Annotated in this window: 15 protein-coding genes; 8 read left to right on the forward strand and 7 right to left on the reverse strand. The window is 72.1% G+C overall.

The annotated features are described in order from the left end of the window. Window positions 1-10: 10 nt before the first annotated feature. The 3 genes from uraD to ACWBNA_RS18985 all read right to left on the reverse strand — a co-directional run bounded on the left by uraD (window position 11) and on the right by ACWBNA_RS18985 (window position 1322). Window positions 11-520 (reverse strand): 2-oxo-4-hydroxy-4-carboxy-5-ureidoimidazoline decarboxylase, encoded by a 510-nt coding sequence (gene uraD / locus ACWBNA_RS18975; RefSeq protein WP_482705586.1) that lies wholly within the window; start codon window positions 518-520, stop codon window positions 11-13. Window positions 521-675: 155 nt separating this feature from the next. Then, entirely contained in the window at window positions 676-1044 is a 369-nt protein-coding gene (locus ACWBNA_RS18980; protein WP_482705587.1) for a helix-turn-helix domain-containing protein, read from the reverse strand. Next, window positions 1041-1322 carry a hypothetical protein gene (locus ACWBNA_RS18985; RefSeq protein ID WP_482705588.1) on the reverse strand — a complete coding sequence of 94 codons (282 nt, stop codon included), beginning with the start codon at window positions 1320-1322 and terminating at the stop codon, window positions 1041-1043. The genes ACWBNA_RS18980 and ACWBNA_RS18985 overlap by 4 nt, the downstream gene beginning before the upstream one ends. Before the next feature lie 280 nt (window positions 1323-1602). Between ACWBNA_RS18985 and ACWBNA_RS18990 the strand changes: the two genes are divergently transcribed. From ACWBNA_RS18990 to ACWBNA_RS19005, 4 genes are all read left to right on the forward strand, one after another. Then, the gene (locus ACWBNA_RS18990) at window positions 1603-2442 is read left to right on the forward strand and encodes a TIM barrel protein (protein ID WP_482705590.1); all 840 of its coding nucleotides are present in this window, start codon (window positions 1603-1605) and stop codon (window positions 2440-2442) included. A gap of 51 nt (window positions 2443-2493) precedes the next feature. After that, window positions 2494-3387 carry a 2-hydroxy-3-oxopropionate reductase gene (locus ACWBNA_RS18995; RefSeq protein ID WP_482705592.1) on the forward strand — a complete coding sequence of 298 codons (894 nt, stop codon included), beginning with the start codon at window positions 2494-2496 and terminating at the stop codon, window positions 3385-3387. A gap of 399 nt (window positions 3388-3786) precedes the next feature. After that, complete coding sequence (locus ACWBNA_RS19000) at window positions 3787-4032, forward strand: hypothetical protein (protein ID WP_482705593.1); 246 nt, start codon at window positions 3787-3789, stop codon at window positions 4030-4032. Between the two features lie 176 nt (window positions 4033-4208). Further along, on the forward strand, window positions 4209-4808 hold the full coding sequence (locus ACWBNA_RS19005; RefSeq protein ID WP_482705594.1) for a TIGR04222 domain-containing membrane protein: 600 nt from the start codon (window positions 4209-4211) through the stop codon (window positions 4806-4808). Window positions 4809-4968: 160 nt separating this feature from the next. Here ACWBNA_RS19005 and gcl read toward each other — a convergent pair whose 3' ends face one another. After that, window positions 4969-6753, reverse strand: a complete 1785-nt coding sequence (gene gcl / locus ACWBNA_RS19010; protein WP_482705596.1) for a glyoxylate carboligase — start codon at window positions 6751-6753, stop codon at window positions 4969-4971. Between the two features lie 172 nt (window positions 6754-6925). On the opposite strand from gcl, the gene ACWBNA_RS19015 reads away from it, so the two are divergent. Both ACWBNA_RS19015 and ACWBNA_RS19020 read left to right on the forward strand, forming a co-directional pair. Continuing rightward, window positions 6926-7609, forward strand: a complete 684-nt coding sequence (locus tag ACWBNA_RS19015; RefSeq protein WP_482705597.1) for a hypothetical protein — start codon at window positions 6926-6928, stop codon at window positions 7607-7609. A gap of 51 nt (window positions 7610-7660) precedes the next feature. Continuing rightward, the gene (locus tag ACWBNA_RS19020; RefSeq protein ID WP_482705598.1) at window positions 7661-8170 is read left to right on the forward strand and encodes a GNAT family N-acetyltransferase; all 510 of its coding nucleotides are present in this window, start codon (window positions 7661-7663) and stop codon (window positions 8168-8170) included. A 6-nt stretch (window positions 8171-8176) separates the two neighbouring features. Here the strand turns inward: ACWBNA_RS19020 and ACWBNA_RS19025 are convergent, their stop codons facing one another. The 3 genes from ACWBNA_RS19025 to ACWBNA_RS19035 are packed head-to-tail and all read right to left on the reverse strand — an operon-like array spanning window position 8177 to window position 12585. Continuing rightward, a complete protein-coding gene (locus tag ACWBNA_RS19025; protein ID WP_482705600.1) occupies window positions 8177-9304 on the reverse strand; it encodes an NADAR family protein in 1128 nt (375 codons plus the stop codon). Between the two features lie 21 nt (window positions 9305-9325). Continuing rightward, window positions 9326-10918 carry an AMP-binding protein gene (locus ACWBNA_RS19030; protein WP_482705601.1) on the reverse strand — a complete coding sequence of 531 codons (1593 nt, stop codon included), beginning with the start codon at window positions 10916-10918 and terminating at the stop codon, window positions 9326-9328. Then, on the reverse strand, window positions 10915-12585 hold the full coding sequence (locus tag ACWBNA_RS19035) for an AMP-binding protein (protein ID WP_482705602.1): 1671 nt from the start codon (window positions 12583-12585) through the stop codon (window positions 10915-10917). The genes ACWBNA_RS19030 and ACWBNA_RS19035 overlap by 4 nt, the downstream gene beginning before the upstream one ends. 115 nt (window positions 12586-12700) lie before the next feature. Between ACWBNA_RS19035 and ACWBNA_RS19040 the strand changes: the two genes are divergently transcribed. Both ACWBNA_RS19040 and ACWBNA_RS19045 read left to right on the forward strand, forming a co-directional pair. After that, a complete protein-coding gene (locus ACWBNA_RS19040; protein ID WP_482705604.1) occupies window positions 12701-13537 on the forward strand; it encodes a helix-turn-helix transcriptional regulator in 837 nt (278 codons plus the stop codon). Window positions 13538-13678: 141 nt separating this feature from the next. Then, entirely contained in the window at window positions 13679-16489 is a 2811-nt protein-coding gene (locus ACWBNA_RS19045; protein WP_482705605.1) for a helix-turn-helix transcriptional regulator, read from the forward strand. The last annotated feature ends 285 nt before the right edge of the window (window positions 16490-16774 follow it).

Below are 16774 nucleotides of genomic sequence, written 5' to 3' on the forward strand. Positions count from 1 at the left end.
CTTCTCGACTTCAGTCCGCTTCGACGATGCGGGCGAGCCGGATACGGTTGATCTTGCCCAGTTCGGTGCGGACGATCTCGCGCTCCTGCTCCGGCGCGTTGCCGAGCCGTTCCTCGACCGCGTCGCGCATCTGCTCGCCGGTCCGGCCGGTGGCACAGATCAGGAAGACGTGGCCGAACTTCTCCTGGTACGCCAGGTTCAGTTCCAGCATCTGTGCCTTGAGCTCCTCGGAGGCGTCGGCCATGCCGCGCTGTTCCCGCGCCGAGGTCGGGTCGCCCGGCCTCGGGCGGCCGATCGGCGGGTGCCCGGCCATGGCCTCGGCGAGGTCCTCGGCGCTCAGTTCGGCCATCGCGGCGTCACTGGCGGCGTAGAGGTCTTCGGCGCCGGTGTAGGGCCGGTCGGCGAGCAGCCGCTCGGCCCATGCGGTGGAGGCACACGCCTCGTGGAGGGCGGCGAAGGCCGCGTGCTTCTCCAGGGCGTTGAACCGGGCCAGGCCCGGGGGCGTGGAAGTCGACGTCACGGGAGCCTCCGTGGCCGCGAACGGCCTTCGTACTGATCGGGCTGCCCGCTAGCTAACGCCCTCCGGAAGAGCGCGTCAACACTTTGTTGAAAATTCCGGGTTACCGGGCCGGGCAAGCCCGGCGATCGGGCCCCTTCACCCCGCGAGCCCTGGGCTCAGCCCTCTTTCTCACGGTTGAGATAGTTGTAGACCGTGAAGCGGCTCACGCCGAGCGCGCTCGCCACGGTCTCCACGCCGTGCCGTACGGAGAAGGCGCCGCGCGCCTCCAGTATGCGTACGACCTCCTGCTTGGCCTTGCGGTCCAGGTCGGCGAGGGGCTTGCCCTTCTTGCGCTCCATGGCGGCCAGGATGTGGTCGAGGGAGTCGGCGAGCTGCGGCAGGCGTACGGCGACGACGTCGGCACCCTGCCAGGCGAGCACGACGTCGTCCGGGCCGGCCTCGTCCGGCGGGAGCAGCTCGCCGCCCATCGCGTCGACCAGCGGCTTCACCGCCGCGATGAAGGGCTCGTCCGCGGTGCCGGTCACTTCCGACCCTCCCCGGTGGCGGTCTCGCCGGCCTCGCGCTCGCCGATCACGTTGACCTGGAGGGAGATCCGGGTGGCGCCGGACTCCAGGGTCCGGCGCAGCAGGGCGTCCACGGCGGTCAGTACGGCGTCGGCACCGCCCTCCGCCGTGTTGCCGAACGGGCCGACGTCCACCGCGTCCAGCTCGGCCGCCTCGACGACCTCACGGGCCACCAGTGCGTGGGCGGGCGCCTCGTCGAGGTCGAAAGGCTCGGTCGTGAACTCGACTCGCAATCGCACTGTGCCCCCATAGTGGCTCTGACCTGCGCGTTTCCTCACCTCTCCAAGGGAGAGGGCACCTTCGGGGCACCTCCGGGGCACCTTGCGCGTCGCGGTGTCCGGGTTCGCTCCGAGACGACCTTAACGGACGCACGTGCGGCGCCCCTCAGGGATGCGCGGGCGGGACGGACCGCCCGGAAAAGGGGGCCGGCGCCCTTGACAGCCCTCCACGACCCCAGGCAATCTTCCATTAGACAGAAAGAAACTTCCGCAATACGAAATATCAAGGGAGCGCCACCCGATGGGATTCGCAGACCAGCGCTTCAACGTCAACCTGTCGATCCTCTTCACGGAACTCCCGCTCCTGGAGCGCCCCGCGGCCGCCGCCGCGGCCGGCTTCACCGCGGTCGAGCTCTGGTGGCCCTGGATCGACTCCCCCACCCCCGGGCGGTCCGAGCTCGACGCCCTCAAGAAGTCGATCGAGGACGCGGGCGTCCAGCTCACCGGGCTGAACTTCTACGCCGGACAGCTGCCCGGCCCGGACCGGGGCGCCCTGTCGATCCCGGGCGAGGAGTCGGAGCGGTTCCGCGCCAACATCGACGTGGTGGCCGGCTTCGCCGAGTCACTGGGCTGCAAGGCCCTCAACGCGCTCTACGGCAACCGGGTCGAGGGCGTGGACCCGGCCGAGCAGGACGCGCTCGCCCTGGAGAACCTGGTCCTCGCGGCCCGGGCCGCCGACCGGATCGGCGCGATCCTGCTGATCGAGGCCCTCAACAGGCCCGAGTCGCCGCTGTACCCGCTGGTGAGCGCAGCCGCCGCCGTGGGGATCGTCGACAAGGTCGACCAGGCGTCCGGTCTCGGCAACGCGCGCTTCCTGATGGATCTCTACCACCTGTCGATGAACGGCGAGGACCTGTCGTCGGTGATCGAGCGGTACGCCGCGAAGACCGGCCATGTGCAGATCGCCGACAACCCCGGGCGCGGTGCGCCGGGCACGGGCTCGCTCCCCCTCGAAGACCTCCTCGACCAGCTCGGGAAGGCCGGTTACGAGGGCTGGGTCGGCCTGGAGTACAAGCCGGGCGACCGTCCGAGCGCCGCGGCGTTCGACTGGCTGCCGGCCGAGGCCCGAGCCGCCCGCTGAGCGGCAACCGTCAGACGTAGCAAAGCAGTGAGAAGTGAGAGAGGCACCCTCATGACCACGAACCTCCCCAAGATCGCCTGGATAGGCCTCGGCATCATGGGCTCCCCCATGTCCGAGAACCTGATCAAGGCGGGTTACGACGTCACCGGCTTCACCCTGGAGCAGGACAAGCTCGACCGACTGGCCGCCGCCGGCGGTACCGCGGCCGGCTCGATCGCCGAGGCCGTCCGGGACGCCGACGTCGTGATCACGATGGTGCCCGCCTCCCCGCAGGTCGAGGCCATCGCGTACGGCCCGGACGGCATCCTGGAGAACGCGCGGTCCGGCGCGCTGCTGATCGACATGTCCTCGATCACCCCGCAGACGTCCGTGGACCTCGCCGAGGCGGCCGGGCGGAAGGGCATCCGCGTGCTGGACGCGCCCGTGTCCGGCGGCGAGGCCGGTGCCGTCGAGGCCGTGCTGTCCATCATGGTCGGCGGTGAGCAGGCCGACTTCGACGAGGCGGAGCCGATCTTCGACGTGCTCGGCAGGACGATCGTGCTGTGCGGGCCGCACGGCTCCGGTCAGACCGTGAAGGCCGCGAACCAGCTGATCGTCGCCGTGAACATCCAGGCGTGCGCCGAGGCCGTGGTCTTCCTGGAGAAGTCGGGCGTGGACCTGAAGGCCGCCCTCGACGTCCTCAACGGCGGGCTCGCCGGCTCCACCGTGCTGACGCGCAAGAAGGACAACTTCCTGAACCGCGACTTCAAGCCCGGCTTCCGTATCGACCTGCACCACAAGGACATGGGCATCGTCACGGACGCCGCCCGCAACGTCGGGGCGGCCCTGCCCGTCGGCGCCGTGGTCGCCCAGCTGGTCGCCAGTCTGCGGACGCAGGGCGACGGCGGCCTTGACCACTCGGCGCTGCTGCGGGCGGTGGAGCGCCTGTCCGGCGACCGGGTCTGACGCCCCTCCCCCAAGCTCCGGGCGGCGTCGGCGCTGACAACTGTCCTGTCGCGCCCAGGCGTCGGCGCCGCCCGGAATCCATTCCGGCAGCCTGGGGACGACTGAGCTCCCTGACCGCGCCCGGCCACCGGCGACCCGGATGAGGGGTGGTCGACCGGTACGGGCCGCGGGCAGGGCAGGACCGCGGCGGTGTGCGAGCCAGTGCGGTGGTGAAGGACCGGGACCCTCTTCTCGACCTGAGGGAAGGGCGTTCAAGGCTCCGTCGCGACCGCCGCGGTCCCAGGATCACCGGCGAGCGCCGGATGCGGACGGTCCCGCGTCCGGCGCTCGTCGGCGTACCCGGGAGATGCGGGGGTGCGCCGGGGTGCGGATCCGTCCCGCCCGCAGGAGCCTGAAGGCATGGCACCTCCAGCACACCCCACGCAGCACCCGCACATCGTGGTCCACGCCCCCGCCCTGGACGGCTCCCGGCGCGTGACCTGGGACGACGAGAACCTCGGGGTCGCCTCCCACCTGGACGACGTGGTCGAGCTCCTGCGCCTCGCCGACCTCGACGAGGTCGAGGTGGAGGAGAGCGACATCATCGAGTGGCAGGGCGGCGGCCCGGACGACTGGCCGGGCCTCTCCGAGCACCACGGGCGGTGAGCCCGCGCGGCCCCGAACGACCCGCGTACTCCACCGGTCGTAGACGGACTACGGAACCCTCAAATCGGCCTCTGAACCAGGCCCGGGAGGCTTCACCCGCCCCCGGGCCCGGGCACATTCCCATCACGCGGGGCCCGCCGGCACGGGGGCGGCGGGCCTCGTGCGAGGGGGGTCTCATGGACAGCGGTACGACGGTCCGGCTGGAGCCGCACGAGGTCGCCCTGTTGCGGGGCGGTCCCCGTGCCGCCGTCACGGTCGCCGTGCTCGCCCTGTATCTGCGGGGCGCCGCCGACGCCGGCCGACCGGGGACGGTACGGGTCTCGGGGGAACCCTTGGGCGCGGGGCATGCCCTGTCCGCCCTTGACCAGGCCGTGTACGAGGCTCTGCGACAACCGCTCGGCATCCGGGAGTTGACGGGGCGTCCGGCCATACGCCGGGAGGTGACCGCGACGCGGGCAAAGCTGGCCGCCGCCGGACTGGTGCGCACCCTTCCGCCGCGCCGGACCCGCGCCGCCCGGCACGCTCTCGACGCCCTGCGCGCCGAGCATCCGCTCCCCGCCCACCGCAAGGGTCTGCCGACGGCCGACGCCCTGTTCGCGGTCGCCCTGCACGGTGCCCCGGCCCTCGCCGCCCTCGTTCCACGCTTCGCCATGCGGGCCGGGCTGACCGCTCGGGCCGAGGTGGCGGACACTCGCCCGCTCCGGCACTCTCCGCGCAACGCCGGCGCAGGCTACGGCTACGGCTGTGGAGGCGGGGATGGCGGCGGCTCGGACTGAGGACCGGGGACCGAGGGCTGAGGGGCCGAAGGGCTGCGAGGCTGAAGCGCTGAAGGACTGAGCACCGCGCCCCACGCCTCGGGCCGCGCACACGAAAGGGCGGCCCATGCCCCCGGCTGGGCCGCCCCTGCATGACTGGCGACAGCGCTGACGACCGGCGTCAGACCTTCAGTGTCCTGATCGACGTCGGGGCGTGCCCCGGTTCGGTCGCGATCTCCTCGAACTCGACGACGGCACTGATGTCGTTGGTCCTGGACATCGCGATGTTGGTGACGCGCTCCAGGACGGCCTCGACGACGACCGGCACCCGGAACTCGGCGGCGAGTTTCCTGGCCTGCTCGAAGGCGGCGCCCAGGTCGGCCGGGTCCGTCACGCGGATCGCCTTGCAGCCGAGACCCTCGACGACCTTGACGTGGTCGACTCCGTAGACGCCGAGCTCGGGCGAGTTGATGTTCTCGAACTCCAGGTTGACCTGGAAGTCGATGTCCAGGCCGAGCTGCGCCTGCCGGATCAGGCCCAGGTAGGCGTTGTTCACCAGGACGTGGACGTACGGGATTTTGTGCTGCGCCCCGACCGCCAGTTCCTCGATCATGAACTGGAAGTCGTAGTCGCCGGAGAGGGCGACGACCTGCGCCTCGGGGTCGGCCTTGGCGACGCCCAGCGCGGCCGGGATGGTCCAGCCGAGAGGGCCGGCCTGGCCGCAGTTGATCCAGTGGCGCGGCCGGTAGACGTGCAGCATCTGGGCACCGGCGATCTGTGAGAGGCCGATGGTGGAGACGTACCGGGTTTGCGGGCCGAAGGCCTTGTTCATCTCCTCGTAGACGCGCTGCGGCTTGATGGGGATGTCGTCGAAGTGCGTACGGCGCTGGAGCGTGGCCTTCTTCTCCTGTGCGGCGGCGGCCCACGCGGAGCGGTGGGGCAGCCGGCCCGCGGCCCTCAACTCCCCTGCCACTTGCACGAACAGCTCCAGCGCGGCCTTCGCGTCGGAGGCGATGCCGTAGTCCGGGGCGAAGATCCTGCCGATCTGGGTGGGCTCGACGTCGACGTGGACGAACGTCCGGCCGGCCGTGTAGACGTCGAGCTTGCCGGTGTGCCGGTTGGCCCAGCGGTTGCCGATGCCGAGGACGAAGTCGGACTCCAGGAAGGTCGCGTTGCCGTAGCGGTGAGAGGTCTGCAGGCCGACCATGCCGGCGTTCAGCTCGTGGTCGTCGGGTAGCGTCCCCCAGCCCATGAGGGTGGGGACGACCGGAACTCCGGTCAACTCGGCGAATTCCACCAGCAGTTCGGCGGCGTCGGCGTTGATGACACCGCCACCGGCGACGATCAGCGGGCGCTCGGCCGCGTTCAGCATCCCGATCGCCTTCTCGGCCTGGGCGCGGGTGGCGGCCGGTTTGTAGACCGGCAGCGGCTCGTAGGTGTCCGGGTCGAACTCGATCTCCGTCAGCTGGACGTCGATCGGCAGGTCGATCAGGACCGGGCCCGGGCGGCCGGAGCGCATGAGGTGGAACGCCTGCTGGAAGACGCCGGGGACCTGGGCGGCCTCCAGCACCGTGACCGCCATCTTCGTCACGGGTTTGGCGATGGAGGCGATGTCGACGGCCTGGAAGTCCTCCTTGTGGATCACGGCGGTCGGGGCCTGGCCCGTGACGCACAGGATCGGGATGGAGTCGCCGATGGCCGAGTACAGGCCGGTGATCATGTCGGTGCCGGCCGGGCCGGAGGTGCCGATGCAGACGCCGATGTTGCCCGGGTGGGTGCGGGTGTAGCCCTCGGCCATGTGCGAGGCGCCCTCCACGTGCCGGGCGAGGGTGTGGTGGATGCCGCCGGAGGCTTTGAGCGCCGCGTAGAACGGGTTGATCGCCGCGCCCGGGACACCGAACGCGTCGGTGATTCCCTCACGCCTGAGAATCTCAACTGCCGCGCGGGCAGCGGTCATTCGAGCCATCGAGTACTCCTGCTTCGGCTGTCGGATCCGCACTCCCGTCGCGCCCCGCGGTGAGCACTTCCCGTGATTCTGTTTCCGTATTGTGGAAATTTATTTCTACTATCTGGAATTAATGTAGGTGGGCGGACGAAGGCCGTCAAGAGACGGACAAGCGGGGGCCGCCTGGAGGAGCATGAGTGCCATGTCCGAGAGCGTGCCGGTGCGCTGCCCGGCCTGCAGACGCGAACACGTCTACGAGGCGCCGTCGTACCCGTGCGTGTGCGGGATGCCCGTCGCCCCGGCGCTCGACGAGAACGGCACGGCCACCGCGGTCGCCCACCGTGCCTGGGACGAGGACTGGGTCGTCGTGCCGTGCGACGCCTGCGGCCGACGGAACCAGTGGCCGTATCCGGAGCTGGGCTGCGCGTGCGGGACGGTCCTGCGCATCCCGGTGGCCGGGGCCGCGGCGAGCCCCCGAGCCGCGGCCCCTGCCGGGCGCCGCGTCTTCCAGCCCGTCACGATCCGTAGCGCCCGCGACGCGGTCACCGCCGCGGCCCTGTACCTGCGCTGGCTCGGCTACCGGGACATCCGCCGCGCCGACCAGCGGCCCCCGACCGGCATCGGCCTCGCCGCGCGCGGTCTGCTGGCCCAGGTCGACCCGACCGTCCGTCCGGCGACCCTGCGGGACGTGGAGTGCCTGTGGCTGACGGCCATGACGGAGTCCACGGCCTGCGTGTACTTCTCCCTCGCAGGGTTCTCCCCCGAGGCCCGCACCCGCGCCGACGAACTGGCGGTTCCCCTGTTCGTCCTCGACCTCACCGGCACCCCGCAGGCGGTGAACGGCCACGCCGACGAGCTGGATGCGGCGGGGGCATGAGCCGGGGTTAATCGGTCGCGCCGGGCCCCGGCGGCGACCGACACTCGGCGGATGCGCATCCGCCCCGCCACCGCCGCCGAACTCCCACTCCTCCAGGACATCGAGCGCGCCGCCGGCGCCCCCTTCCACACGCTCGGCATGGCGGCGATCGCCGAGGACGAGCCGCCCGCCTCGGACGTTCTGGAGCGGTACCGCCGGGCGGGCCGCGCCTGGGTCGCCGTCGACGAGGGTGACAGGCCGGTCGCCTATCTCGTCTGCGAACCGGTCGACGGCGCCCTCCACGTCGAGCAGGTCTCGGTCCACCCCGACGCCGCCCGCCGGGGCGTGGGCCGGGCCCTGCTCGCGTACGCCGCCGACCGGGCCCGCGAGGAAGGCCTGGCCGGGCTCACGCTCACCACTTTCGCGCAGGTGCCGTGGAACGCGCCGTACTACAGCCGCCTCGGCTTCCGCGTGCTGGACGAGGACGGACTCACCCCCGGACTGCGCAGGATCCGCGCCGACGAGCGGGAGCTGGGCCTGGACCGCTGGCCACGGCTGTGCATGCGTCTGCCGGACGGCTGACGTCCCCTAGGCCATGGCGATCCCCGCGCGCTCGGCGTGCAGTTCGGAGCGGACGAGTTCGAGGAGGCGGCCGGTCCAGTTGCGGCCGCGGCCGCCGTTGTCGCCCCAGTAGGCGGAGTTGCCGTCGTCGTAGACGATCGTCGCGTCGTCCGTGTCCATGAGCACCCGGGCCAGGTGCGGGTGCTGGGCGAACTTGGCACGCAGCAGGCGGGTCATGACCGCGGTACGCGCCTGCTCCCAGCCCTCGCGGCGGGGTGCTGCGGCTGCCGGCTTCTGGGCGGCGTAAGCCTGGTCCGCCTCGGCGATCGCGGCCCGGGCGTCGGCGTCGGGGGTCGACAGCGCCCAGTAGGCGTGGGTGACGCAGGGGTAGGTGACCCCGTCGACGTCCACGGGGGCCGGGTAGTTGTTGCGCAGGGCCCGCGTGTCCGGGTCGTCGGACGCCTTCAGCGGATAGCTCTCGGAGAGCTTGATCGCGGGGGCGACGGGGGTCACCGGTCCGTCCGCCGGGACCCGTGCGGAACTCTCAGCGATCCACCGTGCCCGGTCCTCGAAGTAGTCGACCGCCTCGTCGTACTCCTCCTGCGTGACCGGGTCTTCGTCGCCGTCCGGCCGTGCCTCCACCCGTCCGCCGGGTCCGGCCGCCAGGACCTGAAGCGGCCAGTCCTGGCGGTCCATGTCGCCGAGCGCGAAGTGCCGCTGGGTGCTGGGGATGGCGAGGTAGGCGGCGCGGACCACGGCCCGCTTCTCCTCGGTGCGGTCGGCGAGGAACGCGTCCACGGCGTCCAGGCACCGGTCCGTCGAGTCCGGGCGCCCGTTCAGCTGCTCCACGGTGTCGCGCACCTCGGCGAGCAGCAGCTCGGGGGTGAGCCAGGTGTGCGGCTCGCTGAACTTCCATGCGGCGAGCTCATGTCCGGATGCCCTGGCGCCCTCCGGGAGCTCGGTGGCGACCCAGCCGCAGCGCAGCTTCTCCTCGAACTCCTCCAGCGTGACCAGACCCCAGCAGTCGACCAGCCCGTCCGCGAAGATGAACAGGTCGGTCAGGTGGTAGTCGCCGTTGCGGATGAAGACGTGCCGCCAGGTTCCGGGTACTCGTATGCCGTCCGCCGTGCGGAAGGTGTTGCGTCTGCCGATCATCCCGACAGTCTGGCGGACCCGTCAGCCGCCCGCCGCGTGATTCTCCCGCAGTTCGATCTTGCGCACCTTCCCGGACACCGTCATCGGGAAGGAGTCCATGACCTGGAGCCGACTGGGGATCTTGTAGTGCGCCAACCGCCCGTCGCAGAAGGCACGCAGCTCCTCCAGCGTCGGAGGGTCGGCCGGCTCCCGCGCGATGACACAGGCGAGGACCTCCTCGCCGTAACGCTCGTGCGGTACGCCGACGACCTGGACGTCCGCGATCTTCGGGTGGGCGTGGAGGAACTCCTCGATCTCGCGCGGGTAGATGTTCTCGCCACCCCGGATGATCATGTCCTTGATGCGGCCGACGATCTCGACGTACCCGTCCTCGCGCATCACGGCCAGGTCGCCGGTGTGCATCCAGCGGCCGGGGTCGATGGCCTCGGCGGTCTTCGCGGCCTCGTTCCAGTAGCCGAGCATCACGCTGTACCCGCGGGTGCACAACTCGCCCGCCGCGCCCCGGGGTTGGGTGACGCCGGTGGCCGGGTCGACGACCTTGACCTCGATGTGCGGCAGGACGCGCCCGACCGTGGCCGTGCGGTGTTCCAGGTCGTCGTCCGTCCGCGTCTGCAGCGACACCGGGGAGGTCTCGGTCATGCCGTAGCAGATGGAGACCTCCGCCATGTGCATCTCGGCGACGACCCGTTTCATGACCTCCACCGGGCAGGGTGAGCCGGCCATGATGCCGGTGCGCAGGGAGGTCAGGTCGTACGTCGCGAAGTCGGGGAGGTTCAGCTCCGCGATGAACATGGTCGGGACGCCGTACAGGGAGGTGCAGCGCTCCTGCTGGACCGCGCGCAGGGTCGCCGCCGGGTCGAAGGAGGGGGCCGGGATGACCATGCAGGCGCCGTGTGAGGTCGCGGCGAGGTTGCCCATCACCATGCCGAAGCAGTGGTAGAAGGGCACCGGGATGCAGATCCGGTCCTGCTCGGTGTAGTCGAGCAACTCGCCCACGAAGTAGCCGTTGTTGAGGATGTTGTGGTGCGAGAGCGTGGCTCCTTTGGGGAAGCCCGTCGTGCCCGAGGTGTACTGGATGTTGATGGGGTCGTCGCAGGACAGGTCCTCGTACGGCACAGGGGCTGCGCGTCCGGTCAGCGCGTCCCAGCTCGGGTCGCCGATGTACACGACCTCGCGCAACTCCCGGCACGTGTGCCGCACTTGCTCGACCATCGCCCGGTAGTCGCTGGTCTTGTGCCCGAGGGAGGCGAAGAGCAGGGAGATCCCGGCCTGCTTGAGGACGTACTCGACCTCGTGCGTGCGGTAGGCCGGGTTGATGTTCACCATGATCGCGCCGATGCGGGCGGTGGCGTACTGGACGAGCACCCACTCGGGGCAGTTGACGGCCCAGATGCCCACCCGGTCGCCCTTGGCGACGCCCGCGGCGAGCAGCGCGTACGCCAACTCCTCGACGTCCGCGGCGAATCGGGCGTACGTCCAGCGCCGCCCGGAGGGCACGTCGACGAGCGCCTCGCGGTCCGGCCAGGCGGCCACCGCCCGGTCCAGGTTGGCGCCGATGGTGTCACCGAGCAGGACCGTCCCGCTCGTTCCGTGCGTGTACGACAGCTCGCTCACCGGAAGTCCTCCTCGCGGTACTCGGCGTCCGAACCGGCCGCCGTCGCCTCGCGCAGTTCGACGCGGCGGATCTTGCCGGAGACGGTCTTGGGCAGGGGCGCGAACTCCAGGCGGCGGATGCGCTTGTAGGGCGCGAGCGCCTGCCGGGCGTGCTCGAAGAGGACCTTCGCGGTGTCGGGACCGGGATCCCAGCCCTCCGCCAGCACCACGTAGGCCTTCGGGACGGCGAGCCGCAGCTCGTCCGGCGCGGGCACGACGGCCGCCTCCGCGACCGCCTCGTGCTCCAGCAGCGCGCTCTCCAGCTCGAAGGGGCTGATCTTGTAGTCGGAGGCCTTGAAGACGTCGTCGGCCCGCCCGACGTAGGTGATGTAGCCGTCGGCGTCACGCGCGCCGATGTCCCCGGTCCGGTAGTAGCCGCCGGCCATCGCCTCCGCCGTACGCTCGGGGTCGCCGTGGTAGCCGGTCATCAGGCCGACCGGACGGGCCGACAGGTCGAGGGCGATCTCGCCCTCGGCAGCGCCCGGCGCTCCCGACACCGGGTCGAGGAGTTCGACGCGGTAGCCGGGGCCGGGGCGGCCCATGGAGCCGGCCTTGAGGGGCTGGCCGGGGCTGTTGGCGATCTGCACCGCGGTCTCGGTCTGCCCGAAGCCGTCCCGGATGGTCACGCCCCAGGTGCGGCGGACCTGCTCGATGACCTCGGGGTTGAGGGGCTCGCCGGCCGCCACAACCTCGCGCGGCGGGGTGCGCAGCTGGGTGAGGTCGGCCTGGATGAGCATGCGCCACACGGTGGGCGGGGCGCAGAACGTCGTCACTCCCGCCCGGTCCATCTCGGCCATCAGACGGGCCGGGTCGAAGCGCGTGTAGTTGTAGAGGAAGACCGTCGCCTGCGCGTTCCACGGCGCGAACAGGTTGGACCAGGCGTGCTTGGCCCAGCCAGGCGAGGAGATGTTCAGGTGGACGTCGCCCGGCTTGAGGCCGATCCAGTACATGGTCGCCAGGTGCCCGATCGGGTACGAGGCGTGGGTGTGCTCGACGAGCTTGGGGCGGGCCGTCGTACCGGAGGTGAAGTAGAGCATCAGCGGGTCGTCGGCGATGGTCGGCCCGTCGGGCAGGAACTCGGCGGAGGCGGCGTACGCGTCCTCGTACGGCTGCCAGCCCTCCGGCAGGCCGCCGACCACGGTGCGCGTGTAGTCGCCGGGCACGTCGTCGAACTTGGCGGTGTCCTCGGCCCGGACCAGGACGTGGCGTACGCGTCCGCGCTCCACCCGGTCGCGCAGGTCGGCGGGGCCGAGCAGCGGGGTCGCCGGGATGACGACGGCCCGCAGCTTCATGGCGGCGAGGGCCGTCTCCCACAGCTCGGCCTGGTTGCCGAGCATGACGAGGATCCGGTCCTCGGCGCCCACCCCGCGCTCGCGCAGCAGGTTGGCGACCCGGTTGGACCGCTCGGACAGGTCGGCGAACGAGAGCCGGACTTCGGAGCCGTCCTCCTCGACGATGTGCAGGGCGGTGCGGTCGTTGCCGTCCGCGACGACGTCGAACCAGTCCAGCGCCCAGTTGAAGTGCTGCGGGCGGGGCCAGTCGAAACCCTCGTACGCCGTGGCGTAGTCCTCGCGGTGTTCCAGCAGGAAGTCCCGCGCGCTGCGGAAGAGCTCCGTCGCGGTCGTCATCTGTCCTCCTCGGTACCGGCACCATTGCCGGGCGGCACTCTGCCATCGTGTAATGCGTGATGCGGGTCTCACTACCCCCGTACGGGGGTGTGTCCCGGGGCTAAGGAGTGGGTTCGTGGCAGCAGAGGGTCCGGCGTCGGTGGAGATCCGGCGCGCGCTGGTACGGCTGCGGCGCACGACCGGGCTTCCGGTCGCCTTCGGCGGCCTGGTGGAGCCGGGCCGGCCGCAGATCCGCATCAGCGAACTGAACGGCACCGCCACCCCCGCCCTGAGCGCCCTCGCGGTGACCTCCGGCAATGGCCTCGGCGGCAAGGCGGTGGCCCTGGCCCGGCCGTGCGCCGTCGCGGACTACTCCTCCTCCCGGCAGATCAGCCACGAGTACGACGCCGCGGTCGCCGCGGAGGGGCTGCGCTCGGTGGTGGCGGTACCGGTGGTCGTACGGCGCCGGGTGCGCGGGGTGCTGTACGGCGCCCTGCGCGATGCCCAGCCGCTGGGCGACCGCATGCTGACCGCGGCGGTGGCGGCGGCGCGGGACGTGGAACAGGCACTGGTCCTGCGGGAGGAGGGGCGGGAGCTGCTGGCGGCGGCGCGGGCGGAGCCGGCCCGGGCCCCGGCGGACGGCTCCGCGTGGGAGCAGGTGCGGGAGGCGCACGCGGCGCTGCGGGCGCTCGCGCCGCGGATCACCGACGAGGCGCTGCGGGCCGAACTGCTGGCCGCGTGCGGGATGCTGACCCCGGACGCCCGGTCGGCGGGCGGGGTGACTCTGGCACCCCGTGAGGTGGACGTGCTGGCGTGCGTGGCAGCGGGCGCGACGAACGCGGTGGCCGCGGAGCGGCTCGGGGTGAGGGCCGAGACGGTCAAGGGGTATCTCCGTTCGGCCATGCGCAAGCTGGGGGCCCGGACGCGTGGGGAGGCGGTCGTCGCCGCCCGTCGGGCGGGGTTCCTGCCGTGATTCCCGTCGGTGCCCCATTCATGTGACGCCGTGGTGAATTTCTTTATGCCGATCGTTGTTATTTCCCTCACGACGTGGCCCGGCCGAATTCCCATGCCCGTTGCCTAATATTGGCCAGGACACGACACACGGAGGGGAGCGGTGACCGTGCGACGGGACTTCGAGGAGCCTGCCAGATGCCGCCCCGACCTGGTGATCGGCAGGGAGGAGCTGTTCGCGGGAGCACGTGAGCAGCTGGCCGGCGGTGGCAGCGTACTGCTCCACGGCCCGGCCGGAATAGGAAAGTCGACCGTACTGCGGGCATTGGCCGCCGATAACGCCGCCCCGACCCGGACCGTTTTGCGCTGCTCGGCGACGGAGTCCGAATCCCATCTCCCGTTCCTGGCCCTCGCCGACCTGCTCGGCCTGGTCGTGGACGACGTGTCCGACCGGCTCCCCGCCGCCCAGCGCACCGCCCTGGAGTCGGCGCTCACCGGACGCGGCGAGTCCACCCTCCAGCGCGACGGACTGGCACTGCGGCTGGCCGTCCTGTCGGTGCTGCGCGCGCTCGCCACCGAGGGCCCGGTCCTGGTCGTCGCGGACGACCTCCAGTGGCTGGACCCGGCGAGCGCGGAACTCCTCGGCTTCGCCGCCCGCCGCCTCGGCGACACCCCGGTCCAGCTCCTGTGCGCGGTGCGGACCGAGGGGCAGGAGTACGACCGCCATCTACGCGCGTTGCCCCCGGACAGTCTCGCGGTCCGCCTCAACCCGCTCACCCGCACCCAGGTGTCCGCGCTCCTGGACCACCGCGGCTACACCGGCCTGCCCCGCTCCACCGTCCGGGACATCCACCGCACCAGCGGCGGCAACCCGCTCTTCGCCCTCGAACTGGGCCGCGCCCTGGCCGAGGACCCGAACCCGCCCCGGCCGGGCGAGCCGCTGCGCGTGCCCACCTCGCTGCGGGCCCTGGTGCTCAGCCGCCTGGAGATGCTCTCCGACGAGGCCCGCCGCACCCTGCTCGTGGCCAGCGCCGGCGCGCGGCCCACGCTGGCCCTGCTGCACGCGGCCGGCCGGGACAACGCCGAGTCGGAGACCGCCCAGGCGGCCGCCCTCGGACTGCTCGCGACGGAGCCCGAGGGTCCCGCCGTACGGTTCGCGCATCCGCTGATCTCGGCCGCGCTGTACGCCGAGGCGCCCGCGCAGGAGCGGCGGGCCGTGCACGCCGCGCTGTCCACGGCAGCCTCCGATCCCATCGAACGGGCCCGGCACCTGGCGCTCGCGGCCTCCGGCACCGATCCCCTGGTCGCGGCACAACTCGCCGAGGCCGCCGCCCAGGCCCGGGACCGCGGGGCACCCTCGGTGGCCGCCTCGCTCGGGCTGCTCGCCGCCCGGCACACCCCGGCCGACGGCGTGCCGGGCCCGGACGAGCGGCGGCTGCGGGCGGCCGAGGACGCCATCACCGCCGGGGAGGTGGACCTCGCGCGGGACATCGCCCGCGAGGTGCTGACCCGGGCCACCGTGCCCGCCGACCGGGTGCGGGCCTGGATGGTGGTGATCGAGTCGGCCGGGCACGCCCTCGGCGACGTCGACGCCGTCTTCCCGCAGGCCCTCGCCGACGCGGGCGAGGACCCCGGGCTGCTCGCCCTGGTCCACTACCAGCTGGCCTGGCGGGGCCTGGTCGTCCAGGGCGACTTCGCGCAGGGCCGGGAGGAGGCCGCCCACGCGGCGCAGCTGGCCGCCCGGGCCGACGACCGGCGCACCGAGCTTCTCGCGCTCGCCTTCCAGGCGCAGACCGAGACCCTGATGGGCCACCCGAACGCCCCCGCCACCATCAAACGGTCACTCAGGGAACCCCAGGACCCGCAGGTGGCCTGCCACCACAACGGCCCGGGCCTCGCCCGGTTCCGCTGGCTGCTGATGAGCGACCAGCTGGCCGAGGCCCGCACCACCGTGACCGCACTGCTGCGCGAGGTCCGGCGGCGCGGCATGGTCGAGAGCGAGGTGCACTTCCTGCGCCTGCTCGCCGAGACCGAACTGCGCTCCGGGCACTGCGGGCGGGCCCTCGACCTGGCCCGCGAGAGCCTGCGGATGGCCCGGGACACCGGCATCGGCACGGTGGCCTCCGCCCTGCTCACCTCGTTCGCGGAGGCCTCGGGCGGCGACGTCGACCGGGCCCTGGCACTGGCCCGGGAAGCGCTGGAGCACGCCGAGGAGGACGGCGACCAGATGTACGTCTCCCGCGCCCTGGCCGCCCTCGGCCACGCCCAGTTCGTGGCGGGGGACGCCCCGGGCACGGTGCGTTCGCTGCGCCGGGTGCGGGAGCTGGAGCAGGGGCTCGGCATCACCGACCCGGCGCGCGGCCGCTGGCACGGCGACCTCGCCGAGGCCCTCGTCCAAGTCGGCGAACTCGCCGAGGCGCAGGACGTCATCGACGTGACCCGGGAGCAGGCGCTGCGGCTGGGCCGCGAGAGTGTGCTCGCCGTGGTGGACCGGGCGGAGGCTCTGCTACGGGCCAGGCGCGGCCAACACGAGGCAGCTCTCGGCCAGTTGACGTCCGCTCAGGACCGGCTCGGCAAGCTGGGCTACGGCCTGGAGGAGGCCCGGGCCGCCTTCGCGCTGGCCGCCCTGCGCACGCGGCGGCCGGGACCGACGTCCTACGACGAGGCGACCAGGCTGTTCAGGCGCTGCCGGGCGCTGCCCTGGCTGCGCCAGGCGGAGGCGACCGCCGTGGCGCCGCCGCCCGAGCCGGTCGCCGTCCCCGCCCCCACGCTCGACGCGCTGGACGGACTCGCCTCGATGGAACGTCAGGTCGCCGCGCTCGTCATGGAGGGGGCGACCAACCGGGAGATAGCCGGCCGGCTGTTCATCAGTGTCAAGACGGTCGAGGCGACCCTGACCCGGGTCTACCGCAAACTCGGGATCCGATCGCGGGTCGACATCGTCAGACTGGCGGCGGGCCGTCGTACGAAGTGAGGACGACGCCGGCGCGAGCGACAACCACGCGGCTGCGGGCGACAACCACACAGGTGCGGGCGACGACCACTCAGGTGCGGGCGAGAACCTCGCAGGTTCACCGGTCGAGTGGGTTTACCGAGGGCCGACCGAGGGTTTTCCCTGCCCAACTCGCCTAGGGGCTTCCCTCATTGGGAAGGGCATGTTCCGGGTTCTAGCGTAGGGGCGTGCCGCTCGCCCGGGCACACGGGGCCGGTCCCGCGGACCCCGTGCACCACCCCCACACCCGTGCGACCCCCCACCGGC

This window comes from Streptomyces sp. Q2, assembly GCF_056820935.1.